The 25,523-nt window shown below is 70.5% G+C and carries 20 protein-coding genes; 4 read left to right on the top strand and 16 right to left on the bottom strand.

Annotated elements, in window-relative coordinates; genetic code table 11:
- Positions 1 to 235 precede the first annotated feature (235 nt).
- Both J2S58_RS14870 and pheA read right to left on the bottom strand, forming a co-directional pair.
- Positions 236 to 913 carry a histidine phosphatase family protein gene (locus tag J2S58_RS14870; protein ID WP_205257907.1) on the bottom strand — a complete coding sequence of 226 codons (678 nt, stop codon included), beginning with the start codon at positions 911 to 913 and terminating at the stop codon, positions 236 to 238.
- Positions 910 to 1,854, bottom strand: coding sequence for a prephenate dehydratase (pheA, locus tag J2S58_RS14865; protein ID WP_205257906.1), 945 nt, complete (start codon positions 1,852 to 1,854; stop codon positions 910 to 912). The genes J2S58_RS14870 and pheA overlap by 4 nt, the downstream gene beginning before the upstream one ends.
- A gap of 131 nt (positions 1,855 to 1,985) precedes the next feature.
- Here pheA and J2S58_RS14860 point away from each other — a divergent pair, with 131 nt between their 5' ends.
- Positions 1,986 to 2,783 carry a CPBP family intramembrane glutamic endopeptidase gene (locus tag J2S58_RS14860; protein WP_205257905.1) on the top strand — a complete coding sequence of 266 codons (798 nt, stop codon included), beginning with the start codon at positions 1,986 to 1,988 and terminating at the stop codon, positions 2,781 to 2,783.
- A 10-nt stretch (positions 2,784 to 2,793) separates the two neighbouring features.
- On the opposite strand, the gene J2S58_RS14855 is transcribed toward J2S58_RS14860, so the two are convergent.
- The 4 genes from J2S58_RS14855 to J2S58_RS14840 form a co-directional block, all read right to left on the bottom strand.
- Positions 2,794 to 3,813: a DUF4432 family protein gene (locus tag J2S58_RS14855; RefSeq protein ID WP_205257904.1), complete on the bottom strand. Its 1,020-nt coding sequence runs from the start codon at positions 3,811 to 3,813 to the stop codon at positions 2,794 to 2,796.
- A 60-nt stretch (positions 3,814 to 3,873) separates the two neighbouring features.
- Entirely contained in the window at positions 3,874 to 4,866 is a 993-nt protein-coding gene (locus J2S58_RS14850) for a DUF5926 family protein (RefSeq protein WP_306828742.1), read from the bottom strand.
- A 22-nt stretch (positions 4,867 to 4,888) separates the two neighbouring features.
- Positions 4,889 to 5,659: a DUF4328 domain-containing protein gene (locus tag J2S58_RS14845; RefSeq protein ID WP_205257903.1), complete on the bottom strand. Its 771-nt coding sequence runs from the start codon at positions 5,657 to 5,659 to the stop codon at positions 4,889 to 4,891.
- A 338-nt stretch (positions 5,660 to 5,997) separates the two neighbouring features.
- Complete coding sequence (locus J2S58_RS14840; protein ID WP_205257902.1) at positions 5,998 to 6,330, bottom strand: rhodanese-like domain-containing protein; 333 nt, start codon at positions 6,328 to 6,330, stop codon at positions 5,998 to 6,000.
- 482 nt (positions 6,331 to 6,812) lie between these two features.
- Here J2S58_RS14840 and J2S58_RS14835 point away from each other — a divergent pair, with 482 nt between their 5' ends.
- Both J2S58_RS14835 and J2S58_RS14830 read left to right on the top strand, forming a co-directional pair.
- Positions 6,813 to 9,956: a glycoside hydrolase family 16 protein gene (locus tag J2S58_RS14835; protein WP_205257901.1), complete on the top strand. Its 3,144-nt coding sequence runs from the start codon at positions 6,813 to 6,815 to the stop codon at positions 9,954 to 9,956.
- Positions 9,957 to 10,143: 187 nt separating this feature from the next.
- The gene (locus J2S58_RS14830; RefSeq protein WP_240189289.1) at positions 10,144 to 11,349 is read left to right on the top strand and encodes an aminotransferase family protein; all 1,206 of its coding nucleotides are present in this window, start codon (positions 10,144 to 10,146) and stop codon (positions 11,347 to 11,349) included.
- Between the two features lie 36 nt (positions 11,350 to 11,385).
- Here the strand turns inward: J2S58_RS14830 and J2S58_RS14825 are convergent, their stop codons facing one another.
- Positions 11,386 to 12,861, bottom strand: coding sequence for a sugar transferase (locus tag J2S58_RS14825; protein ID WP_205257900.1), 1,476 nt, complete (start codon positions 12,859 to 12,861; stop codon positions 11,386 to 11,388).
- Positions 12,862 to 13,145: 284 nt separating this feature from the next.
- Entirely contained in the window at positions 13,146 to 14,144 is a 999-nt protein-coding gene (gmd, locus tag J2S58_RS14820; protein ID WP_205257899.1) for a GDP-mannose 4,6-dehydratase, read from the bottom strand.
- 114 nt (positions 14,145 to 14,258) lie between these two features.
- Here gmd and J2S58_RS14815 point away from each other — a divergent pair, with 114 nt between their 5' ends.
- Positions 14,259 to 15,239 (top strand): GDP-L-fucose synthase family protein, encoded by a 981-nt coding sequence (locus tag J2S58_RS14815; protein ID WP_205257898.1) that lies wholly within the window; start codon positions 14,259 to 14,261, stop codon positions 15,237 to 15,239.
- A gap of 11 nt (positions 15,240 to 15,250) precedes the next feature.
- On the opposite strand, the gene J2S58_RS14810 is transcribed toward J2S58_RS14815, so the two are convergent.
- From J2S58_RS14810 to J2S58_RS14775, 8 genes are all read right to left on the bottom strand, one after another.
- A complete protein-coding gene (locus J2S58_RS14810; RefSeq protein WP_205257897.1) occupies positions 15,251 to 16,402 on the bottom strand; it encodes an O-antigen ligase family protein in 1,152 nt (383 codons plus the stop codon).
- An 85-nt stretch (positions 16,403 to 16,487) separates the two neighbouring features.
- Complete coding sequence (locus tag J2S58_RS14805) at positions 16,488 to 17,729, bottom strand: lipopolysaccharide biosynthesis protein (RefSeq protein WP_205257896.1); 1,242 nt, start codon at positions 17,727 to 17,729, stop codon at positions 16,488 to 16,490.
- Positions 17,722 to 18,519, bottom strand: a complete 798-nt coding sequence (locus J2S58_RS14800; protein WP_306828735.1) for an alpha-1,2-fucosyltransferase — start codon at positions 18,517 to 18,519, stop codon at positions 17,722 to 17,724. The genes J2S58_RS14805 and J2S58_RS14800 overlap by 8 nt, the downstream gene beginning before the upstream one ends.
- A gap of 71 nt (positions 18,520 to 18,590) precedes the next feature.
- Entirely contained in the window at positions 18,591 to 19,568 is a 978-nt protein-coding gene (locus J2S58_RS14795) for a glycosyltransferase family 2 protein (protein WP_205257894.1), read from the bottom strand.
- A complete protein-coding gene (locus J2S58_RS14790) occupies positions 19,565 to 20,431 on the bottom strand; it encodes a glycosyltransferase family 2 protein (RefSeq protein ID WP_205257893.1) in 867 nt (288 codons plus the stop codon). The genes J2S58_RS14795 and J2S58_RS14790 overlap by 4 nt, the downstream gene beginning before the upstream one ends.
- A 62-nt stretch (positions 20,432 to 20,493) precedes the next feature.
- On the bottom strand, positions 20,494 to 21,984 hold the full coding sequence (locus tag J2S58_RS14785; RefSeq protein WP_205257892.1) for a tyrosine-protein kinase domain-containing protein: 1,491 nt from the start codon (positions 21,982 to 21,984) through the stop codon (positions 20,494 to 20,496).
- A gap of 312 nt (positions 21,985 to 22,296) precedes the next feature.
- Positions 22,297 to 23,181 (bottom strand): hypothetical protein, encoded by an 885-nt coding sequence (locus J2S58_RS14780; protein WP_205257891.1) that lies wholly within the window; start codon positions 23,179 to 23,181, stop codon positions 22,297 to 22,299.
- A gap of 378 nt (positions 23,182 to 23,559) precedes the next feature.
- The gene (locus J2S58_RS14775; protein ID WP_205257890.1) at positions 23,560 to 25,485 is read right to left on the bottom strand and encodes a DUF4012 domain-containing protein; all 1,926 of its coding nucleotides are present in this window, start codon (positions 25,483 to 25,485) and stop codon (positions 23,560 to 23,562) included.
- Positions 25,486 to 25,523 lie beyond the last annotated feature (38 nt).

The raw sequence follows: 25,523 nt of genomic DNA, 5'->3' as shown, positions 1-25,523 counted from the left end.
GGTCCCCCGGTCGGGGCCGTCCGGGCGGCAGGATCACACGCGCCCGGACTTGTCGTTCGACCCTCTGATCGCAGGCGCGTTCACGCAACGGGGGCGCGTCCGCAGATCGCAGGCGCGTTCACACAACGGGAGCGCGTCCTCTGATCGCAGGCGCGTTCACGCAACGGGGGCGCGTCCGCAGATCGGGGGTGCGTCCGCAGATCGGGGGCGCGTCCGTTCCCGGTGTGAGGGGCCCTCAGAACGGGTCGGTGGACGGTTCGCCCGCCGGGCCCTCGCCGTCCGGGTCGTCCACCGCCGGGCCGCCGAGCGGCTGCCCGAGCCAGGTGTCGATCATCCAGCCGCCGGCCGGGTCGGCCTCCAGGGCGACCACCCCGGTGTTGGGCAACCGGTTCCGGATGCCGAAGTCGGCGTCCACGTTGAGTCCACGCACCGTGGCCCACACCCGGATCGCCGCGCCGTGGCTGACCACGGCGACCGTGTCCCCCGGTGCCGTCCCCGCGGTCACCCGACGCACCGCGGCGTCGTACCGGGCCAGGAACTCGGTCCCGCTGGGGCCGCCGGGCATGCGCCGCTCGTGGTCGCCGGTCATCCAGGTGTGCAGCACGTCGAGATAACCCTGCACGGCCTCGTCGTCGCTGCGCATGACCCAGTCGCCGGCGGAGACCTCCCGCAGGTCGTCGTCGACGAGCACCGGCAGACCGTGGACCCGGGCCAGCGGCGCGGCCGTCTGCTGGGCCCGCAGCTGGGAGGACGCATGGAGCGAGGTGATCAGCTCGCGGCCCAGGACCTCCGCGACGGCCTCGGCCTGCTCGACGCCCAGCTCGGTGAGCGGCGGGCCGGGGACCTCGGTGTCGAGCTGACCGGCGACGTTGCCCGGCGTCTGGCCGTGCCGGATGAGCAGCAGGCGGGTCATGACCAGGCTCCGTTCTGCCACTGCGCCACCGTGCGGGCGGCAGCGGCGTAGGCGGAGTCCGTGGCGTAGCGCGCCGCGGGGGCCGCGGCCCCGGAGCGGCGGGCATAGGAACCCAGCAGGCGCGGGAGGGCACCGCGGCGGGTGAGCGCGGCGGCCACGTCGGCCAGCGCCGGATCGGCGATGTGCCCCTCGGCGTCGACCAGGAACACGTAGTCCCCCAGGCCGTTCCGGGTGGGACGGGACTCCAGCCGCGTGAGGTTGACGCCGCGGGTGGCGAATTCGCTGAGTACGGCCAGCAGGGCTCCGGGTTCGTTGTCGACGGACAGCATCATCGACGTGCGGTCGTTGCCGGTCGGGGCGGGCGGCGGCCCGGGGCGCCGCAGCAGCACGAACCGGGTGACCGCGTCACGCACGTCACCGATGTCCCGGGCCGCGGCGATCAGTCCGTAGGTGTCGGCCGCGACGGGTGCGGCGGCGGCGGCGTCGAGCTCGCCGGCGGCCACCGCGGCGGCGGCCGCGGCGTTCGACGCGTGCACCACCGTCTGTGCCGCGGGAAGCCGGTCGGCGAGCCACCCCCGGATCTGGGCGAGTCCGTGCGGATGGGCCCCGACGGTGCGGACGTCGTCCAGCGAGGTGCCGGCGCGGACGAGCAGGTCGAAGGTCACCGGCACGTAGGCCTCAGCCACGATCATCAACGGCGCGCCGTGGATCAGCTCGTCCTGGGTGAGGGGGACGGCGCCCTCGACGGAGCTCTCCAGGGGGACGCACGCGGCCTCCACCTCACCGGATCGCAGGGCGGCCAGAGCGGCCGAGACACCGGCGGCGGAGACCAGCTCGGGAGGCTCGGGGAGGGTGGACGCCAGCTCGCAGGCGGCCTGCTCGGTGAAGGTGCCCTCGGGCCCGAGATAGGCCCAGCGCACCGTGCTCGTCACCCGGCCCACCCTAGTCAGCGTCCGTGACGCCGCTGTCGCCCGCCGCTCGGACGGGGGCGCGGGAAGGGGACCGGCCCTGCCCACCGCCCCGGCCGTTCCCATCCGGCTCACACGGGCCCGCGCCTACCCTGGTGGTCGCCATGACGAGCCCACCCTCCCCCGCGCCGCCCGGGGCGCTGACCCCGCGTCCGGAGACCGCCCGGTCGATCCGCATCGAGATCGCCCTGGTCTTCCTGGTCACCCTGGGCAGCAGCGGGATCCTGGCCCTGCTGCAGCTGATCGACTCGCTGCAGAAGGAGCAGCCGCTCGCCCAGCAGAGCGTCTCGATCGTGGTGCAGCGGGCCGAGGTCCCGCTGCTGGACCTGTTCATCCAACTGGCGCTGGTCGTCCGCGGTGTGGCCTGGGGCGGGCTCGGGCTGTACCTGCTCTGGCGGGCCGGGGTGAACCTGCGGACCCGGCTCGGCCTGGACCGCACCCGCCCGGGGAAGGATGCGCTGGCCGGGGTGGGACTGGCCGCCGCGATCGGAATCCCGGGTCTGGCCTTCTATCTCGTCGCCGTGGCCATCGGCATCAACCTGACCGTCGCGGTCACCACCCTGGACGACACCTGGTGGCGCATCCCGGTACTCGTCTTCACCGCCTTCGAGAACGGTTTCCTGGAGGAGATCCTCGTCGTCGGATACCTGCTGACCCGCCTGGACCAGCTGGGCGTCCGCCCCTGGGTGGCCATCGCGAGCAGTGCCGTGCTGCGCGGCAGCTACCACCTCTACCAGGGGTTCGGCGGCTTCCTCGGCAACGCGATCATGGGCGTGGTGTTCGGCTACGCCTACCGCCGGTGGGGCCGCATCTGGCCGCTGGTCATCGCGCACACCCTGCTCGACGTGGTCTCGTTCGTCGGGTACGCGCTGCTGAAGAACCACGTCAGCTGGCTGCCGTGATCGCGCCCGCTCAGCCCGCCGGGGTGATCCGGACCCCGACCCGGTAGTCGGCCCGCTCCCCCGGCTCCAGGTACGGCAGCACTCCCGCGGCGCGGGCGACCGCGCGGCCGTCCATGGTCGGCACGTTGCCCGGTTCGATGCCCAGGGCGTAGAGACCGGCCCGGGCGGAGCGCCACTGGAACACGTACGGCAACTGGGCCGGGTCGACCTGCACGGTCAGGGCGCGGCCGATGGACGGGGTGGTGACGGTGACCTCGCCGGGGCGGTCGGTGGGCAGGTCGTGCCGGAACACCTGCTCGGGCTCGCCGGGCAGCGGCTCCGGGAACCGCGACCAGGTGCCCAGGCCGCCGCGGGCGGTCTCGTCGCGCGGTGTCGGCTCCTCCGGCGGCCCCGGCCGGGAGACCTCGATGGTGCTCGTCCCGTCGAGCATCGGAAAGCCGAGGTTGAGGTGGTACAGCATCATGTGCGGCCACCGGGTGCGCCCCTGGTTGGTCACCGCATCGGTGATGACGAGCGTGTCACCACCGAGGTCGATCGAGACGGTGCGCCGCCAGTCGAGGTCCTCGCCCACCAGCCGCCACTGGCGCATCCGGCCGGACGCGGTGAGCCGGTAGGCCCCGTCCACCCATTCCGTCCGCACCGCCACCTCGTGGGCGGACAGGTCGGCGGCGCGACCGTGCTGCGGGAGGTGCTGACCGGCGTCCTGCGTGGGCAGTCCGTAGCTGTCCAGCCCGCAGGTGGTGAGCAGGCCGGCGCCGAACCGGCGGGCGAACTGCTCGTCGGATCCGTCCGGCACGGCCGGGGTGCGGATCGCCGGGGTGCAGAACCCCAGCGGCACCCCGTCGTAGGCGACTGCACCGAGGTCGAACCCGCGGTCCGGCAGGATCTCGACGTCGAATCCCCGTGCGGCGCTCAGCCGGATCCGCCGGCCGCCGTCGGCCAGGGTGTACTCGTCGGCGCGGGCGACCTGACGCAGGTCCGTGACGCGGTCGGCGAGATGGGCGGCGGTCCAGCCGGCGGGGTCGGTCATCCTCGGGAGCCTAGAGCGACACCCCCGGACCGACCGACCCGCGCCCGGACCGGTGACCGATCAGCGCAGCGTGAACTGCCGCCCGAGGATGCCGTCGCGGGCCCGCCGCTGGGCGTCGGTGAGCGGTTCGTCCGAGGCGAGGGCGACCTCCAGGCGTGCCGCGAAGGCGCGGACCGGCTCGGTCCACTCCGACGGGTGCGCGTCTCGGTCGAGGTCCCACACCGGGACCAGGCAGCCGTGGGCGCGGAACGACCCGACGTACCGGGTGCCCTCGCCCAGGTCGAGCTCGCCGGCGGCGGCCACCCGGGCCAGTGCCGCCATCAGGGTCTGCTCGTCCTCGGGCCGGACCCAGCGCAGATGCGCCTTGTCGCCGGTGTCCACCCAGTACGCGCCGGGGAGGTCGGCGATCTTGGCGCTCGGCATCACGGCGCCGTTGGCCCGCTCGAGCGACGCGGCCACCTCGCTGCCGGGCTCCGGATCGCTCTCCAGCCACCAGCCGAAGTCCTCGTGCACGGTGACCTGCAACGGCTCGTCCACCACCAGATCGGCCCACCGCGGTCCGAGGGTGGCCCGGCCGACCACGGCCAGGACGGACGACGGCTCGGCGGCCAGCGCCCATTCCAGGGCGGTGGCGAGGTCACGGGCCAGGTCGCCGGAGTGGGTCTGCACCTGCAGACCCAGCAGCACCGAACCGTCCGAGCGGGTGAGGGCGGCGGCAGCACCGGGCAGCACGGTGGCCAGGGTGACCGACGGCGTGGGAAGCGTGCCGGCACCGTCCGGCGCGGCGGCGTCATCAGCCGACGCCGCGGCGGCCCGCAGGGTGAGCGGGGCGGTCGCGGACGGCACGAACTCGCGCAGGGCGATCAGCTCGGTCTCGGCGGCCAGGCCGGCGAACGGACGGGACACGATGAGATCGGCCGGATCGGACCCGCCGTGGCAGGCCTTGTACCGGCGGCCGGACCCGCAGGGACAGGGACGACGGGGGCTCTCGGCCGTCAGGGTGGCGGAACCCGCCGGGGAGGCGGCCGCACGGCGCGCAGTCTTCTTGGACACCTGCCCCACGGTAACGGACCGCTCAGGGGGCCCCGGGTGCACCGACAGCGGGGACGGGTCCGGGCCGTGGGCCCGCCGGACCGCCCTCGCCGACGGGGTGGTCGACGGACGGGTGGACGATCGCTGGAGGTGCGACCCGCGGCGAGCCGGCCGTGACGGCCGCGGCGCGGGTCGGCGCCGGATCCGCGACGCGCCATCCGGGATGGGGCGGGCCGGCCGGAGTGAGCAGTCGGGCGAAGCGGCCGAGCACGGCGGCGCCGAGTCCGGCGACCAGGGCGGCGGTCAGGTCCACCGCGACGTGCAGCTCCACCGTGTCGGCGACGGCCTGGAGGCTGCCCGCGGAGCCACGGACGAGCGCGGCGAGGACGAGAACGCCGTTCAGCACCCACGCGGCCCACCAGACCGACACCAGGCGGGACGGGCGGGCACCGCCGGGTGGCTCCGGATCGGCCGCCCGCACGATGAGTCGAGCATCGATCTCGCCGACGATCACCCCGGCCCCGTAGAGATTGGCGACGGGAGCTAACAGCCACCCGGCCACTTCGCCGGGGCGTCGTGACGGGAGTCGACCGGACCGCCGGGCGGCGTCGCCGTGCAGCCGGACCAGGACGGGGACGGCGGCCACGGCGGTGGCGACCGCGGCGACCAGCAGCACCAGGCCGGCCGAGGTGACCAGGGCGTCGTTCACCCGGACGACCGAACCGGACAGCACCTGGGTCCGGCCGGCGAGCAGCAGGGCGAACCGCCAGGCCTCGGCGCCGGCGGCGATCACGGCGAGAACGGCGGTGGTCACCGCCATAACGGCGGCGAACCGCAGTCGCCGGACGGACGGGGCGGCGGGCGCAGCCTCTCCCGGGGCGGGCACCCAGACCGCGGCCGGGAAACCCCACCGCGGTGGGTAGGGACCGTAGCCGGGCGGCCCGCTGTAGCGCCGTCGTCGTGCTGCCGGCCGGGGCGCCGACTCGCGGAGCGGCGGGGGGTGGGCGACCCAGCGGAGCCGGGGCAGCGGTGTTCCACAGTTCAGGCAGGTCGTCGGCCCGGCGGGGTGCCCCCACCCGCACCGCGGACAGCGGCCCGGCTCGAGGTGACCGCCGCCCGGGCGTCCCTGCGGAGACGTCATGGAGCTACCGGTCAGATCACTTCGGGGGTGGCATCGCCCTCGGCGACGAGCGGTCGACCGGACGCCGCCCACACGCCCATCCCGCCGGCCACGTTGACCGCGTCCCAGCCCTGCCCGTTCAGGTACGCGGTCACCCGCGCGGAACGGCCACCGGAACGGCAGATCACGTACAGCGGGTCGCCCTCGGGGACCTCGTCGAGCCGACCGGCCAACTCGGTCATCGGGATGTGCGTGGCGCCGGGAGCGTGCCCGGCTGCCCACTCGTCGTCCTCGCGCACGTCGAGCAGCCTGGCGTCGTCGGGCAGGTCCGGAACCATCACCTCGGGGATCTCCACTGAGCTCACCCTCCCATCCTGCCACCGCACGCACCGATCCGGCCGCGGGCCGGGGCGTGAGCACCCCATCGCCCGGTGGGCGTCGGGGCGGGCCAGGGAGGGAATCCGGGTGGCCGGCGATCACCGCCCGGTGGGGGTGCGCGCCCCCGTTGTGGTGACTGCCCGTTCGGATGACTCCCGTGCGGGTGGACTCCGTGCGCAGCTCTCGCCCGCGTGCCCATCGGGCTGCTAACTTCATGCCAGCGCAGCACCCGGAGATCGCCCGGCCCGCCCCCTCCCAGGGGTCGACCACCCCGGCGAAGATCGTGCAGATGCGCGGGAATCCTGCTCTGTCGCAGTGTTTTCCGGCATGCGCCCAGGCCGAGCCCCGTCGGGCGAGGACCTCCCCAGCAGTACCCGCGTCGTCACCCCGTCACCCGACCGGCCGGCCCCTCACCGACCCGTCCTCCGGTGTCGTTTTCGTTCGCCTCTCCGCGATCAAAGGAACTGTCATGGCCCTCTCACGCACCCTGCGTACCGCCGGTACGGCCTTCACGGCCGGACTGACCTCCCTGCTCCTGCTCGCCTCCGCCCTGCCCGCGTCGGCCCAGACCCTCAGCGCCGCAACCGCTCTGCAGTCCGCGCCTCCGTCGTTCTCGGCGTCCGGCCTGTCGGTGACGACCACGACGACCGGCGCCACCGGCACCGTCACCCTGCGGGCCACCGAGCCGACCACCGCCCAGCTGGCCGGCATCTGCGTGATCGACTCCGCCGGTGTCTACCGCGACTTCCCCCGGGACGCGGACGTGCAGATCACCCCGGCGGGTTTCACCAACACCAAGACCCGGAACTACGACCCGGGCACCTACACCTACTGGGGCTGCGCCAAGGTCAACGGCGGCTGGTACAACATCGGCGAGCGCAAGACGTTCACCGTCAGCTCCACCCCCAGCGGCCCCATCGTTCCGGTCGGTCACACCACATACAGCACAACGGGTCTCACCGCGACGGTCACCGGCACCTCGGCCACCGCCTCCGTCCGGATCAGCTCCTCGCAGCCCATCACGGCCAGCGACGTCGGCATCTGCGTGGTCAATGCCGCAGGCGCCAACCGCAACTTCCCGCAGGACCAGAACATCACCCTGAGCCCGTCGGGGTACCTGCAGGTCAAGACCCGCGCCTTCGACCCCGGCACCTACACCTACTACGGCTGCATCAAGGTCGGCGGGGGTTGGTACAACGTCGGGGAGAAGAAGACCTTCGTGGTGGACGTCCCCACGAGCGGCCCCATCATCCCGGTGGGCCCCACCACCTACGGAGCCAAGGACCTGTCCGCGGTGGTCACCGGGCAGTCCGTCACCGCCAAGGCCACCCTGACCGCCACGCAGTACGCGACCGCCTCCGACGCGGGCATCTGCGTCAAGGACTCGGACGGGATCAACCGCAACTTCCCGCTGGAGAAGGACGTCCTGCTGTCCCCCAACGGATATGCCGAGACCGCCACCGCCTCGTTCGACCCCGGCACCTACAGCTACTGGGGCTGCGTCAAGATCGGCGGTGGCTGGTACGACGTCGGCACCAAGCAGAGCTTCACCGTCGCCGTGCCCACCAGCGGACCGATCTACCCGATCTTCACCACCACCTACGGTGCCACGGATCTCTCGGCGGTGGTCACCGGCCAGTCCGTGACCGCCAAGGCCACGCTGACCACGACGCGCTACGCCACGGCCTCCGATGCGGGCATCTGCGTCAAGGACTCGGACGGCGTCAACCGCAACTTCCCCCTCGAGAAGGACATCCTGCTCACCCCGGGTGCCGGCTACCTCGAGACCGCCACGGCCTCCTTCGATCCCGGGACCTACAGCTACTGGGGTTGCATCAAGGTCCAGGGCGGCTGGCGGGACGTCGGCGAGCGCAGGACGTTCACCGTCGCCGTGCCCACCAGCGGACCCATCGTCCCCATCTTCCTGTCCTCGTACGGCGCCACCAACCTGTCCGCGGTGGTCACCGGCCAGTCCGTCACCGCGAAGGCCAACCTGACCACCACCCGCTACGCCACCGCCTCCGACGCCGGCATCTGCGTCAAGGACTCCGACGGCGTCAACCGCAACTTCCCCCTCGAGAAGGACATCCTGCTCACCCCCGGTGCCGGCTTCGCCGAGACCGCCACAGCCTCCTTCGATCCCGGGACCTACAGCTACTGGGGCTGCGTGAAGGTGGGCGGCGGCTGGAACGACGTCGGCGAACGCAAGACCTTCACCGTGGCCGTGCCGACCAGCGGCCCGATCTACCCCATCTTCAACACCACCTACGGCGCCACCGACCTCTCCGCCGCCGTCACCGGCCAGTCCGTCACCGCGAAGGCCACCCTCACCACCACCCGCTACGCCACCGCCTCCGACGCCGGCATCTGCGTCAAGGACTCCGACGGGATCAACCGCAACTTCCCCCTCGAGAAGGACATGCTCCTCAAGCCCACCGCGGGGACCGTGGAGACGGCGACCATGTCGTTCGACCCCGGTACCTACACCTACTGGGGCTGCATGAAGGTCAACGGCGGCTGGAACGACGTCGGCGAACGCAAGACCTTCACCGTGGCCGTGCCCAGCGGCCCGATCATCCCGATCTTCCAGACCACCTACGGAGCCACGAATCTCACCGCTGCGGTCGACGGCGCCAAGGTCACCGCCACCGCCTCGATCACCGCTTCCCGACTGGCCACCGCCAGCCAGGTGGGCATCTGCGTCAAGGACGCCAAGGGCATCAACCAGGACTTCCTGAAGGACGAGAACATCCTGCTCAGCCCCACGGCGATGCCGTTCACCAAGACCAAGGTGTTCATCCCCGGCACCTACACCTACTGGGGCTGCGCCCAGGTGGCCGGCGGCTGGTACGACTTCGGGGCCGTGCAGAGCTTCACGGTGAACGCCGTCAGCCACGTCGACGCCACCGCCAGCGGCGAGGAGATGCCCAAGGGCGACCTCCCGGGCTTCGCCCAGATCTTCTCCGAGGACTTCGGCACCGACCAGGCGGCCGGCGAGTTCCCGGGCCGCTACGGCGCCAAGTGGCGGAGCTACGACGGCTTCCCCGACACCTCGCAGAACGGTGACTACGACCAGGACATCATCACCGTCCACGAGGGCGTGCTGGACATGAACCTGGGCACCGGTGCCGACGGCCGACCCAAGAGCGCCGCACCGATCCCGCTGATCGACGAGAGCGGCAAGGTGACCGGCCAGACCTACGGCCGCTACTCCGTCCGCTTCCGCGCCGACAACCTGCCCGGCTACGGCATGGCCGGCCTGCTGTGGCCGTCCTCCGGGGTGTGGGCCGACGGCGAGGTCGACTTCCCCGAGGGCGGGCTGGACAGCAACATCTGGGCCTACACGCACTGCATCGGCAACCCCCAGGTGAACTGCTCCTACCTGGACACCGGGGTCGGCTTCAGCCAGTGGCACACCGCGACCATCGAGTGGACGCCCGGCAAGCTCGTCTACATCCTCGACGGCCGCGTCCTGCAGACGGTCACCAAGAGCGTGCCGACCAAGGCCATGCAGTGGGTGCTGCAGACCGGCACGCACGGTGAGGTCCCGGACGCCGCCACCTCGGGCCACGTGCTCATCGACTGGGTCAGCGTGTGGAAGTACACCGGCTGACCCCCACGACCGGGGCCCGGGAGGCGGCCCCCTGATCCGGACACCCCGTCGGTCATCCCCCTGACCGGCGGGGTTTCCGGCGTCGGAGGCCGGGGGGCGTTAGGTTGACCGGCGGGCCTCCCGACGGGCGGGACCGCCCGGAGGTGAGGGGTGCGTGGTGGGAGCGTTCTGGCACGGGTTCGCCAACATGTCCGCGGTCCAGCAGAACGGTGAGCTGGTCATGCACCGCGGCGAGGGGGCGCAGATCTGGGACGCCCAGGGACGCCGCTACCTGGACGCCACGGCGGGCCTGTGGTTCGCCAACGTCGGGCACGGCCGGCAGGAGATCGCCGACGCGGTCGCCGCGCAGTTGGGCCGGCTGGCCCACTACTCGACCTTCGGGGACTTCTCCGTGGACACCACCGGGGAGCTGGCCGAACGGCTGGCCACCATCGCCCCGGTGGCGGACAGCAAGATCTTCTTCACCTCGGGGGGCTCGGACTCCATCGACACGGCGGCCAAGCTGGCCCGGCGGTACTGGGTGGAGCGGGGTCGGCCGACCAAGACGATCATCATCGGGCGGACCAAGGCCTACCACGGGATGCACGTCGCCGGAACGGCTCTCGCCGGTATCCCGGGCAACCACGAGGGCTACGGCGAGCTCATGCAGGACGCGCTGACCGTCGGCTGGGACAGCGGCAAGGACCTGCTGGAGGCGATCGAGCGGCTGGGCGCCGACCGCATCGCCGCCTTCTTCTGCGAGCCGGTGATCGGGGCGGGCGGGGTCTACCCGCCGCCGGCGGGCTACCTCGACGAGGTGCGGCGCATCTGCCGCGACCACGACATCCTCTTCGTCGCCGACGAGGTCATCACCGGGTTCGGCCGGATCGGCGGCTCCTGGTTCGCCTCGGGCAAGTTCGACCTGCAGCCGGACATCATGACCACGGCCAAGGGACTGACCTCCGGTTACGTGCCGATGGGTGCGGTGTTCGTGGCGCCGACCGTGTGGGAGCCGTTCTTCACCCCGGGCGGGCAGACCTGGTGGCGGCACGGCTACACCTACGGCGGGCACGCCGGTGCAGCCGCCGCGGCCATGGCCACGCTGGACATCATCGAGCGGGAGGACCTGCTCACCGTCGCCGACACCCTGGCCGCGCGGATGCACGAGCTGCTCGCGCCGCTGGCCGACATCCCCGGGGTGCACGAGGTCCGCAGCGGCACGGGCGCGCTGGCCGCGGTCCAGCTGGCCGACCCGCCCACGGCGATGGCCACCGCCGCCGCCCTGCGGGGCCGCGGGATCGCCACCCGGGCGGTGGGCGCCGGCGGGGTGCAGGTGTCGCCGCCGTTCGTCATCACCGACGGCGAACTCACCGAGATCGTGGACGCGCTCACCGCGGTGCTGACCGCCGGGTGACCCGGTGGTCGCGACGGATCGGCCGGTCCGGTCGGCTCAGTACGCGCCGCGCCCGGCGACCACCGCCTTCACCGTCTTCACCATGATGGTGAGGTCGCCCGCCACGGACCAGTTCTCGACGTAGTAGAAGTCGAGCCGGATGCGTTCGGTGGCACTGACGTCGGAGCGGCCGGAGACCTGCCAGAGGCCGGTGATGCCCGGCTTGACCAGCATGCGGCGCTCCAGGAAGTGCCCGATCTCGGCGCCCTCCCCCGGAACGAGGGGGCGTGGCCCGACGATGCTCATCTGGCCGGTGACGACGTTGAACAGCTGCGGCAACTCGTCCAGGCTGGTCCTCCGCAGGAAGGCCCCGAGCGGGGTGACCCGGGCGTCGGACGCGGACTTGTAGAACACCTCGTGCTGCTGACCGGCGGTGCTGCGGGCCTGGTCGACCACCCGGTCGGCGCCGACGGTCATGGACCGGAACTTCCACACCCGGAACCGCTCCCCCGCCCGACCCACCCGCTCCTGCCGGAAGAAGATCGGCCCCGGGTCCTTGACCGCGATGGCCAGGGCGACAGCGAGCATCACCGGCGAGAGGACCAGCAGCCCGACCCCGGCGACGGACAGGTCCAGGGCCGTCTTGAGGACCAGCTTGGGACCCCGGAAGCGTGGCTCCTCGACGTGCATCAGCGGGAGACCGGCCACCGGCTTGATGTGGATGCGAGGGCCGGCGACATCGGTGAGCGAGGGCGCCAGGCACAGCCGGATGCCGCTGCCCTCCAGCTGCCAGCCGAGCCGGCGCACCTCCTCGGACCCGAACTGCTCGGAGGAGGACACCGCGACTGTGTCGACGCCGGAGGAGCGGATGGCGGCCAGGACGTCGCCGAGATCGCCGATCACCGGGAAGCCGCCGACATCGCCGGTGGGCCCGACTGGGCCGATCCCCGTCGTGGGCAGGCACAGCGCCGACACCCGATAGCCGAAGTCCGGGGCCGAGCGCAGTCGGGTGGCCAGGTCGAGCGCGCTGCGCCGACTGCCGACGACGAGCACGTTGTGCAGGTGGGTCCCGGTCCGGCGGTGCTCGCGGAGCAGCAGCCGCCACACCCAGCGACCGGCCAGGATTCCGACCAGACCCAGCGGGAGGGCGAGAACGAGGTAACCGCGGGCGATGTCGAGACGGCCCAGGTACGACACGATCGCGATGAACCCGAACAGGTACAGGGAGGCGTTCACCACCCGGTGGTACTCCCGGGGACCGGAGCCCAGGATCTTGCGGTCGTACCCGCCGTTCACCGCGAGCGCCAGCATCCACAGCACGACGAGAACGCCCGAGACGGCCCAGTAGTTCAGGTCCGACATGCCGGCAATGGTCACGTCGAAGACCGACTCGAACCGGATGCCCTGCGCCAACAGCACCATCGCGGTGACCACCACGAGATCGGTCAGGAAGAGGTGCCGGGCGTAGGAGGTGACCCAGCGACCGCGTGGGCGGGGCAGGGGTTCGGGATCCGGCCGGTGGGTGGCGGACACGGGCTCAGGTGGCTGTGGTGCTCCGGGAACCTGGAACGGATGTTCCCGGGTCACGGGCAGTGCCGAGGTGACGGTGATGACCGGTTCGTAGGATCGCCAGTGGTCGGCAGCGGTGGTCGGGGTAACCCGGTCGGAGGCCGGCTGAGCCTCGTGGTCCGCACGCATCCCCTCGACCCCCGTCCGTGTCTCGATGTCCTGCGGCGCTGTTCTCGGCCGCGATCTACTGTCCGCGCGGTGCATGGACCGGCGGCGGGGACCCGGGCCCCCACCCGGGTCGGCAGGCGTCAGATCTGCGCCTGGACCTCGGCCTGCGTCATGATGCGAGCGAGCTGGGGCGGCAGCACCTCGGCCTTCCAGCCCAGATCGGCGTGGGCGCGGGAGGCGTCGCCGACCAGGGAGTCGACCTCGCTGGGCCGCAGGTACCGGGGATCGAAGCTGACGTGGTTCTGCCATTCGAGGTCGACCGCCGAGAAGCAGAACTCGAGGAAATCGCGCACGGTGTATGAGGTCCCGGTGGCCAGGACGTAGTCGCGCGGAGTGTCCGCCTGCAGCATGCGCCACATGCCCTCGACGTACTCCTTGGCGTAGCCCCAGTCGCGGACCGCATCGAGATTGCCCATGAAGAGGGTCTCCTGCTTGCCCGCGGCGATCGCCGCTGCCGCCATGGCGATCTTCCGGGTCACGAAGGTCTCGCCCCGGCGGGGTGACTCGTGGTTGAACAGGATGCCGTTGACGGCGAACAGGTCGTAGGCCTCGCGGTAGTTCCGGGTGATCCAGTACGAGTAGACCTTTGCCGCACCATAGGGCGACCGCGGCCAGAACGGGGTGTCCTCGTTCTGCGGAGGCGGTGTCGCGCCGAACATCTCGGAGCTGCTGGCCTGGTAGAAGCGGGCGGGCACACCACTGGCCCGGATGGCCTCGAGGAGCCGGGTCGTGCCGAGGCCGGTCGTCATGCCGGTGAACTCCGGCTCGTCGAACGACACGCGCACGTGCGACTGCGCCGCCAGGTTGTAGACCTCGGTCGGCTGGATCCGCTCGATGAGGGTGACCAGCCGGGATCCGTCGGTCAGGTCGCCGTGGTGCAGGAAGAGCCGCGCCGCCGGGTCGTGCGGGTCCTGGTACAGGTGGTCGATCCGCGCGGTGTTGAACGTGGACGACCGACGGATCAGCCCGTGGACCGTGTAGCCCTTCTCCAGCAGCAATTCCGCCAGGTACGAGCCGTCCTGGCCGGTGATCCCGGTGATGAGCGCGGTCCTCGCCGGCCGTTCCGTTCCGTGCGTCACCCTGAGCTCCTCTTCGCTTACTAACTGTGCGGAACACTAGGAGCGAGAGGGTGTGCCCGGCGTAATTACTCGGCTACACAGCGGCAGAACCATCAATCTGAGACCATCCCCGCCGTGACCGACACGCAGCGTTTCCCCCTCCTCCCCGGGACCCGGGTGTACGTGGCCGGCCATCGTGGACTGGCCGGCTCCGCTCTGTGGCGGGCGCTGGAACGGCGCGGGGTCGGCACCCTCACCGGCAGGACCAGCGCTGAGCTCGACCTGCGCGACCGTGACGCCACCATGGCCTTCGTGGCCGAGGCACGGCCGGACGTGATCATCGACGCGGCGGCCAGGGTCGGGGGCATCCTGGCCAACAGCACCTACCCGGCCGACTTCCTGTCCGAGAACCTCCGCATCCAGGTCAACCTGCTGGACGCGGCCCGCGCCGTCGGCGTCCCGCGCTTCCTCTTCCTGGGATCGAGCTGCATCTACCCGAAGTTCGCCGAACAGCCGATCCGTGAGGACTCCCTCCTCACCGGACCCTTGGAACCCACCAACGACGCGTACGCCATCGCCAAGATCGCCGGCATCCTGCAGATCCAGGCGATCCGCCGCCAGGACGGCCTGCCCTACATCTCCGCGATGCCCACCAATCTCTACGGGCCCGGTGACAACTTCCACCCCACCCAGAGCCACGTGCTGCCGGCGTTGATCCGGCGATTCGACGAGGCCGCCCGGCGGGGCGACCCGACGGTCACCTGCTGGGGCAGCGGCACACCGCGACGGGAGTTCCTCCACGCGGACGACCTCGCCGACGCCTGCCTCCATCTGCTCGAGTTCTACGACGACCCCGCACCGATCAACGTGGGGACCGGGGTCGACCACACCATCGCCGAGATCGCCGGCATGGTCGCCGACACCGTCGGGTTCGGCGGGACGATCGAGTGGGACACCGGCAAACCGGACGGGACCCCGCAGAAGCTGCTGGACGTCTCCCGGCTGCACGGCACCGGGTGGACCTCGTCGGTGGACCTACCCACCGGGCTCACGCAGACATACCGCTGGTACCAGGACCATCGTGAGGCCTCAGCCGATGGCCGGCCTCGTTCCTGACGTCGCGGGCATCAATCGATGCTCGCCGAGGAGCAGGAACGGTTCGCCCCTTTGACGTAGAGCCAGATGACGGCGAGAAGGAACCATCCGATGTTCACGAAGGCCCGGGTCTCGACGAGGTCGCCCAGCACGAGGATGACGACGATCTGGAGCGCCCAGGCCGCCGGTCCGCTCGGGTCCGAAGCCGCACGCCGCAGAACCAGGACCACGAGGCCCGCCAGGTAACCGAGGGCGACGACGAGACCGACGACCCCCAACTGGAGTGCCACTGCCAGATAACCGTTGTGCGTGCTGCGAACGTCGTATCCCGAGAACGCCGCGATGACTGCTGCCGGCGAGTCGTCCGCTCCCAGGACATTGCCCCATCCGAAACCGAGGAGGGGGCGTTCCCGCCATGCCGTGACCGCCCCCTGCCAGATCTCGGTCCTGCTGAGGAAAGTGTCCTCGCGGTCGAAGGCGTCCAGCAGACGTGACCAGGACAGTGTCGCGGCCAAGGCGATCAGCAGGGCAGCGCTCGAAGCGGCGAGGGTCACCATCGAGCGAACCTCGGGGCTGAGACCGCGCAGCAATCTGACCCAGAGATACAGAGCGACGGACACTGCCACGAGCGCCAGCGCGCTCACCGAACTCGCACCCAGCATGCCGAACCCGAAGATGGGGACCCACCACAGACTCGACCGATACCCACCACGGATGGCACAGGCGGCCAGGTGAGTGACCAGTGCCAGAGCGATGACGTAGGCAAAGCCGTTGCGATGTTCGTAGATCCCGCGGATGGCTCCAGCGTTGACGTCGCGCTGGGTCACCCCGATCGACGGGATCAGGAACGCCACGACGAGACTCAGACACACCACGGCTTTCAATGCCCTGTCCGCGAGCTGGATGAAGCGCTCGAACGACAGGACGGTGACGATGGATCCGGCCATCCCGAGCGGGATCAGCATGGCCGCGATCTCAGCCAGACCGGAGCTCTCCCTCCCGGCGGCGTTGACGACAGCGGATGCAAGCGCGCACATCACGAAGACGACAGTGGGCACGGGTGGGGCGGTCGGTCTGATTCCGACCAGCAGACCGACGACGAGCAGGACGATCCCGACCAGCGCGATCACCGTGCCGCTCAGTCCCTGCGGTCGCGGGTACATCAGGATGACCGCGACGGTCATCACCTCGGCGACGCGGCGCGCGGCGAGGTCCCTGGTGGGACGGCCGTGTCGTGGACCGGGGGATCCGGACGGAGGTCTCGAGAGTTCAACGGTCATCGGCCAGTGCCTTCCGGACGCAGAGCCAGCCGGTGACGGCTCCGGCGGAGTACCCCAACAGGCTTGCCAGCGCGGCGCCGTCAGCACCGAATGCGGGTACCAACGCGACCAACGCGACGACGGACACACCCGCGCCCACCGCGGCCACACCGATGAGTTGTCTGCGCAGGCCGAGAACGACGACTGCCGCATGCGCCACATCCAGGAAGACGAGAGCGACAGCGGCGAAGCTCAGGATGCGAAGGACGGACACTGCATCGCCATAACCCGGCCCGAAGAGGATCTGCACAATCCACGGACTGCCGACGGACGCGAGCACGCCCGCGGGAACCACCAGGAACGCGATGATCCGCATCTCCAGCCTGAGCCCGGCGCGCGCGTCATCGCCGAAGAGCGCAGCCTGGACACGCGACTTGAACGCGCCCGAGATCGCCAGCACGGAGATGCTCAGGGACGAAGCCGCGGCATAGACACCGACCTGCTCGGAACTCGCGAACATCTGCACTGCGAGGATGTCGCTGCGCAAGGTGATGCTGGTGAGCACGGAGAACAACAGCAGGGGCGCTCCGCGGCGGAGCAGTACCTGATACTGCCCCCGGCTCGACGGGACGGAGACCACAGAGCCGGGCCTGCGCACCATTCGACCGAGCACGATCGCCCCGGCGAGTGCAGTCGTCATCTGCACGGCTGCCATGGCGCTCGTCGCATTCAGGACGGCCGCCCACCACAAGGCCGACAGCGCCAGGACGCGCAGTGCGGCGGCCATCGCACTGGAGTACGCGGGGAGGGCGATGCGTCCCAGGCTGACGGCTGCGGACCGCCACAGCTGCGATTGGGTGATGACGGGCACCAGCACCGCGGCTGCGAGCGACAACGCGAAGTCCAGCCGGAGTGCGAGCATGACCGCCACCGCCAGCAGCGAGGTGACCACCGCGCCCAGCAGAGCGACCCTCGCGGCCGCCCGATAATTACCTGACCCCTCCCTACGATCGGCGAGATACACCTCGGCCTGGCCGCACGCACCCACGGCAGCCGCGAAGGAGACGACCGCCTGGGCCACCCCGAAGTCACCGCGGGCGTCAGGTCCCAGACCCTGCGCCAGGACCGGAGCCGTGATGAAGATCGCGAGTGGGCCTGCCCCGTAGAGTCCGAGTTCCTGGACACGGCGCCACTTGTCACGCCATGAAGTACGGACAGCGACCGTGCGGTGGCGCCCTTCGATGTCAGTCACGAGGCACTCTGATCCACCCCGGCAGTACGAGACCGCGGTCGCGGGAACGCTCGGTGAACCATGGTTCCGGACAGATGACCGTGACCGGCTCACCCAGGTAGACGCCCCACCAGGAGAACGTGCTGTTCGACAGCACCACCTCCTTCGCGCGGGCGATCGTGGCCAGGTCATCGAAGTGGTCGTTGCCGGACGGGGGCAGGATGCGGTGCGCGGGAAAACCGAGCGAGGTGGCGAACGATCGACACCACGCGGGATCGTCGCTGACGAAGGCGATCGGCAGGGACGGATCGAGTCGGCGGATGGCCCTGCGGAAGTACTGCTCGCTGCAGACGCCGAACAGTCGCCGATATTTCTCGTTCGAGACGTAGTCGCCCCGCCGAATGTGAACAGCGGCATAGTTCTCGGGCAGGGACGCGACCGCACCGCCCGCCGGGAGCCGGGTCCGGACGCGCTCCCTGATGTTCTCCCGCTGCGCGAACAGGAGATCGGGCTCCTGGAACAAGCCGGCCAGGCGCGGTGACCGGCCGGACCCCAGGACGACACGAGCAGCCCTGAGGTCCCCGCATCGGCGGGTGGCCCTCGGCCTCCGCAGCGCGATTCGCTTGACCAGGCCCAGTGGCACCCGAGGCAACCATCGATGCGCAGACGACCAGAGCCTGCGCGTGAGCTCTCCGGGCTCGACGAGCCGCTCGTGATCGGACAACCGGTCCACCTGGAGTCCCCGACCATCCGGTCGACAGACCAGCGATGCGTCCAGGATCAGAGGAACACCGTGTTCATCGGCGAGCACCCGTCCCGCGCTCCACTGGAAGAGCTGGTTGGCCAGACCTCCGGAGAGTTCCACCTCGACATGTCGCCTGCTCATCGCACGCCCCCGGCGGAGCGTGCCACGGCTGCCGGGTCGACCGTGCGCATCAGCGCACGCGCGAGGTGCCGCCTCGGGATCAGCCCGGACAGCGCGATGACGGTCGGGCCCGGCGCGGGTAGCCGCCGGTGCCTCCAGACAGCGCTGACCGCGCCCCTGACCCCGACCACGGACCTGCCATCCAGCGCGTACCGGAGGGTCTGAGCGGTCACGAAGTCCACAGCCGTGGCCCCGGAGATGTCACGATCCCACGCCTGTATCCACCGTAGCGAGGACTCCCAGTCCGAACTGGCGGAAATCGACCCATCGCTGTTCGCATGAATGCGGACCCCGACGGAAGGTATGTGAGCGAAATGCGCATCTGCATCGCGTTGCAGCCGGAGAAGCCAATCCCAGTCCTGGTGGCGGGGCAGGTCCTCGTCCCAGGGAATCCGCCGAGCCAACTCTCTGGTCAACAGGAGGGTCGATGTGTAGAAGGCCGCCCGATCGATGGATGGTCGGCGCCGCCGGAAGAGATACTCCTCGATGCGCTGTGGGGGGGAAGCCAGCGTCCGCGGGACCGGCACAGAACTCCGGCCGGTCGACGGGTCGACCTGGACTATCCGGCAGCTCAGCACAAGCTCGTCGGCGCCGGCATGCATGCGCTCGACCTGTTCGTCGAGTTTGTGGGGCAGCCATTCGTCGTCGTCGTCCAACAGGCCGAGCAGGACTCCGGTCGCCGACGAGATCCCGAGGTTCCTGGCATGCCCCCCGCCCCGCCCGCCTCCCGTCCAGACGATCCGGTCGACGCCGTCGGCGGTCAGGCGCTCGGCCCTCGCCTCCGACTCGGGAGTCTTCGGGCGGTCGATCACGACGACCACCTCGACCCGTCCGTCGTACGACTGGGATCGGACCGAGCGGACGGCACGCTCGAGCTGGTCCCGCAGGACCGTCGGGATGACGACGGAGACAGCTGGCCGGGTCCCCACGGTCATCGGGCGTACTCCTGCACATAGTTCCCAGTCATGCTGCGGACCATTCCGACGGCCTTCGGAACATGCATCAGGGTCAGTGCCGCCCGGCGGGGTGCGACGACGGCGAAGACGGGCCCCAGAACGAGCCCGACGAGCAGACGCGCAGCGGCGACCCCGGCGACGTAGGAACGGGGCCGCTCGCGGGACAGCAGGCGTCCGCTGACGTTGCCGAGCCGGACCCCGCGGCGCCACAACCATCGCCATGTCGCCCGCTCCGGTGGAACACGTTCGTACACAACAGCTTCGTCGAGCCACCGCATCCGAATCCCGAGCCTGCGGAGACGCCAGAAGAGCTCGGCGTCACTTCCACCGGTCCGGGAGAAGCTCTCCCTGAAGTGGTCGCCCTCCAGGCGTCTCAACGCCTCCACGGTGACGATCGAGTTGTTCGTCGCCGGCCACCGGACGTCGTCCCCCGTGCGTGCGCGCGGGCGTTGGAAGAACCTCAGTCGAACGATCAGCGGAGAAGCAGATTCCGGCAGGATGGGAATGACGGGCCCCACGATCACATCGGCGTCGAGTCCGTCCAGGGCGCTGATCATCGATTCGAGCCATCCCGCACCGACCGTCTCGTCATCATCCACGAAGGCCACCGCGGTGACGTCGTCGATCACCATGCCGACCGCGCGGTTGCGCGCAGCGGCGATCCCCGGATTCTCCTCGAGCAAGTAACGAACGGACGGGAACTCCCCGGCCACGACCCGTGCCGAACCCAGGGGGTCGTTGTCGACGACCACGACCACGTGCCGCCCGGGCTCGGTCTGCGGCACGACTGTCTGCAACAACTCTCGGAGCAGACCCGGACGGCGGTAGGTCGCGACGGTCACCGCGACGACGTGCCGTGAGGGGGTGGGAACTACCTCAGATCCAGATCGGCTCATGTGGTCGATCAGCGGGTGTGCTCGGGCTCGAGCGTCATGTGCCTGCCGCCCGCAGTGCCCGCCGGCACGTCGCGCTCCACGGCAGGCACCCATGCGGACGGGTCGTCCTTCGACACCTGGAGGAATCCTCTGGCGCTGTGCTCGGAATCAGCGACGTAGTACCCGTAGCCGTAGTGGGCGTAGGAATCCACACCCTTGGCCGGAACCATGTTCAAGATCGATCCGAGCAGGCGGGCGTCGACCGCCGTCAGCGCAGCGACGGCCGCTTCCACCTGCGCGCGCCTGGTCCTGCCATGCCGGACGACCAGGATGGCGCCGTCGGCGGCCGCCGCTGCGATCGCCCCGTCGGTGACGGGCAGCAGGGGCGGGGTGTCGATGACGATGACGTCGAACCGCTGTTTCATGTGGTCGAGCACCTCGTGCATCCGTCGACCGCCGAGCAGTTCGGACGGATTGGGCGGGATACTTCCGCTGGGCAGGACGGTGAGGCTCGCCCGTCCCCATGGCTGGAGGACCTCGTCGATGCTCACCTGACCGGCGAGCACGTTGGTCAACCCGACCGCACCCTCGATCCCCAGGTAGTCCGCGACCCTCGGCCGACGGAGGTCGGCTTCGATGAGCAGCACGCGCTGACCTGCTTCGGCGAACGTGAGCGCCAGGTTGGCGGCTGTGTTCGACTTCCCCTCCTCCGCCACCGACGAAGTCACCACCAGGACCTTGACCGGGTTCTCCACATCGACGAACTGCAGGTTGGTCCGAAGCTGACGGAACGCCTCCGCGCGGATCGAGTGGGACCGATCGTCGGTGAGCAAGGGAGAGGCCTTGGCCGTCCCGTCGAACGGGACCACCCCCAGGACTGCGCCGCCACTCGTGGCCTTCACGGTGTCGACGGACCGCACCGAGGTGTCGAGGATCTCACGGAGAGCGGCGATGCCGACACCGGCCAGCAGCCCGGCGATCAACGCCAACCCGAGGTTGACGAACGGCTCCGGCCTGACCGCGGCGGGGTTGAGCGTGGGTGCCGACGTCACGACGAGGTTGACCGCGGGCGCGAGGGAACCGGGGGAGGTCTCGATCGAGGCCACGAGATCCACGAGTTGTCGCGACACGGAATCAGCGATCTGAAAAGCGGTCTCGGGCGAACCTGCCGTCACGGATGCGGTCAGCAGGACGGTGTTGAGGTCTCCCTTGGCCGAGATGGCGCTCTGCACCTGTCCTGTCGTCATCGGGAGACGAGTCTCCTGCAACACCAGGTCGGCCAACGACTGGCTGTCCAGGAGCTGCACGTAGGAGTTGACCCGCTTCTGGGCGAACTGATCCGCCTGATAGGCGCCGGTGATCTGTTCGGTCGGGGTGCGGACGAAGAACGTCACCGAACTGGCGTACTGCTTCGGGGTCAGGACCGTCACCAGGACGCCGATACCGAGCGCGACGGCCGTGGTGACCAGCACGATCCACCAGTTCTTGCGGAGCGCTCTGACCCAACCACGCACATCCATGAGGACCCTCTCGACCGCGCATCACCCGTCACCGGAAGGATCTGGCGGTCGCGCCGGATCGGTCCTCGGGGAGAGGACCCCTGTGATGCCTCGCTGTAGAGAGTCGCGCACGCACTGTCACGCCCGGGTAAGAGGCGGGTACGAGCCGGTCTCCGCGTCAGGTCAGCCCTCTGCATCGTCCTCGTACGGTCGAGGTCTCCGTTTCGGGCCATCGGCCGAGACTCCGCCCGGCTCACGCAAAAGCCCCGGCCGGCACCGCGAGAGCGGTGTCGACCGGGGCCGGGGCGTATCGGGCCGGAGCCTGATGGGGACTCAGCTTTGGACGTGCCCACCCTTACGACGGATGGCGCCACGGGTGCCGAAGAACAGCAGGCCCAAGCCGGCGACGAGAGCGGCGCCGCCGATGGCGATCGGGCCGGCGATGGAGGCGCCGGTGCTGGCCAGGTAGGAGCCGTTGGGGGCGACGGCGATCACGTTCTTACCGGCGACGGTGGTGGTGGCGACGGCGGCCCAGCCGCTGTCGCTGTCGGTCCCAGTGACGGTGACGACGACCTCGCCGCTACCACCACTGGTCTCGCCTCCGGCGGAGACGACGACCTTGCCGGCGTGGCTGGGGGTGAGCTCGTGCCGGATCTTCCCGTCGGCGTCGGCCACCACGACGATCGTGTCGGCCTTCACCGCATCCTTGCCGTAGTAGACGATGTTGATGGTGACGTTCTCCCCGGCGACGAAACCCTCGCCATAGAAGATGATCCCGTTGTTCACGATGATCGTGCCGTTGTTGACGCCGACGATGACGCTGCCGTTGGCGACCTCGGTCGGGCCGTTGGAAACCGGAGTGGTGGAGCCGGTGGACTGGATGGTCACCTGCGACAGCAGACCGGAGCGCATGCCGCTCGCGGACACGGAGTAGGAACCGGAGAGGACCAGCGGCACCGGGACGCTCAGGGTGCCGTCGTCGTTCGCGGTGACCAGCGCGGCGAAGGTGGTGCCGTCCGGTGCGGTGATGACGACGTAGACGACCTCGCCGGCGTCGAAGCCCGTCCCGGCGACGGTGGCGACCCCACCGGCCGGCGCGGAGGCCGGCGCGGAGATCTGCGGGTCCCCCGGATCGCCCTGGCCCGGGTAGTTGGTGGGATCGGCGGACGCCATTCCGGAGAATGCGAACAATCCGATGATCGCGATGAACAGTGACACGACAGCTTTACGCAGCATTGGTTTTTCCCGCCCCTGGAAGAAATGTGACCCCCCATGGCGATGCCGGCGGGGGAATCCGACAGGGCAGAGCATATGGCCCCGATCCGGGCCGTTTCCGGGCCAGCGCCCGCCCCCGTCACCGGCTTTCCCCCTCCCGTCATCCCGACAGGTGACGCGACTGAAGGCGGGAAGTTCGGCACCGGTCCGGCCATCACGGTGAGTAGCGTGAAGGACATGTGAAGGGCCTGAGAGCCACCCTCCCGGCACCTGTGGCGTGCGTCACAAGAAGTTGCGCTCCGTGATAGGCACCCCACAGGACGCTTACACAGCGCACGGGGGCCACGCGGCGTGGACCGGAGGCAGACGGCGGTGTCGAGGTCAGGAGGTCGGAGCCGGGCAGACCGGGAAGGACGTCGGCGTCAGCTCCCAGGGCCGCACCCCCGGCGTGACGACCAATTGAGTCGACAGTTCGTCGGTGCCGGTCAGCGAGGGTGCGGGGCCCAGCACGCGGACGGTCACCGTCCGCGATTCCCCGGGCATCATCGTCAGCGTGGTCGTCCCGACCTCGCGTCCCTCGTCCTCCCCGCGGCGCATCGTGGTCGGGGCGCCTTCCTGCGAGGCCATGACGATTCCCCCACCGACCGGGGCGAAAACCAGCAGATTGGTGCGCAATGCGTAAGGCGCCCCGCCCAGCTCCAGCCCCAACACGTACGGGGGCAGGCCGGACGACGGAGCGCGGTAATCCAGCGTGACCGCGACGTCCAGGGCGCGGCGGCCGTCGGTGCCGCATTCCCCGGGGGTGACCGACACCGAGTTGTGCAGGTAATAGCCCAACTTCGCCCCGGTGCCGTCGTTCAGGAACACCCCGATGCTCGGGTGCGCAGGGTCGGTCGGGAGCGAACCGGACAGGCTCGTCGCGGCCAGATCGTCCTGTTCGTCGGCCGTCGCGCTCCACACCATCAGCCGGCGTTCCTGGACCGCCCGACGCAGGCCGTCCAGGACGGTCCGCGCACTGCCCGCACCGGAGGTGACCGCGTCGAAGGCCCGACCGGTGGCCCCGGCGAGGAAATCGTCCCGGGCCGACTGGTCCTCCTCCGGGAACAGGTCGTAGGCCTGCTTGAGCAAGACCTCGGCCACGTTCTCGCTGGTGATCGCCACCCCCTGGCCGACGTCGATGGCCGGGATGCCCTTCATCAGATAGGACAGGGCGACCGGATCGACGGCCAGCACGCCGTCCACCGCCGTCCCGGTCCGCGTCGTGTACATGGTGGCGAAGATCGAGGCCGCCGTCGGGAAGTCCGGGGTGAAGTTCACGTCCTGCGGATAGATGGCCATCCCGGTGGTGTACAGCTGCTTCTCGTTCTCCGGCAGCTCCACCAGCGGCGGGCGGAACTCCTTGAGCACCCGGCTCGGCGCACCCTGATCCAGGATGTCGATCCGGCCGCCGTCCGCCCGCACCAGGGCGAACGAGCCGAAGATCCCGCCGGTGGCCCGCGGTTCGGCCAGGTTCTGGAACACGACGAGATAGGTGCGCGGACCGTCGGCGCCCAGCATGGGCGGCAGCAACCGGGCCGCCCGCGCTCCGGTGGCCGTGACGGCGGCTGCGTCGTCGAGCTTGCCGGCCAGGGTGACGACCGCGGAGTCCACCTGGCCGACCAGATCGGACCGGTCGATCGCGGCCAACCGCGTCCGGGACGCGACGACCTCGGCATCGGCCGCCTGCAGCAGCGGTGCCACCGTCTGCAGCGGGGCCAGGTCGATCGCGCCGTCCCGGGGGGACAGCGCAGCCGGGTCCAGCGTGGTCGCGATCTGCACCAGTGACGGCATGACGGTGGTGGACAGGCCGTCCACCACGGTGGCGACCTCGCCGATGGCCCGCAGGTTCGCTCCGATCAACGGAACCGAGCCGGCCAGACGGTAGACCGGGTCCTGGGTCGCCGACCGAGCGGCGGCCGCCTCCTGCTGGAGGCTCGCCACGGTGCGGGCGGTGGCGTCGCCGTCCAGGGCGGTGATGTCCTGGAGTTGATCCTGCAGGGTGCTCACCTCGGCGGCCGCCGCCTGCAGGTGGGTGTAGGCCTGGTAGGCCCGCCAGCCCACCCACCCCATGGCTGCGAGCACCGCGACCCCGGCACCCAGCATGACGAAGCCGATGACGCGCCGCCGCCCACCCGTGGGAGCGGCGGGCGCGACCGGGGAGTCCGTCGGGGAGTCGGCGCCACCGTCGGTGTCGAGACCGTGTCCCACGGACCCGTCCACACCCGCACCACCGTCGACCGGATCCGGCTGCCCCGTCGTGCCCGTCATCGATTCATCACGATCGGTGACTCTAGGGAGACCGACCG

Source organism: Nakamurella flavida, from assembly GCF_030811475.1.
GTDB lineage: Bacteria > Actinomycetota > Actinomycetes > Mycobacteriales > Nakamurellaceae > Nakamurella > Nakamurella flavida.
Note: the sequence above shows the minus strand (reverse complement) of the source record. Positions and strands in the feature narration are given on the sequence as shown.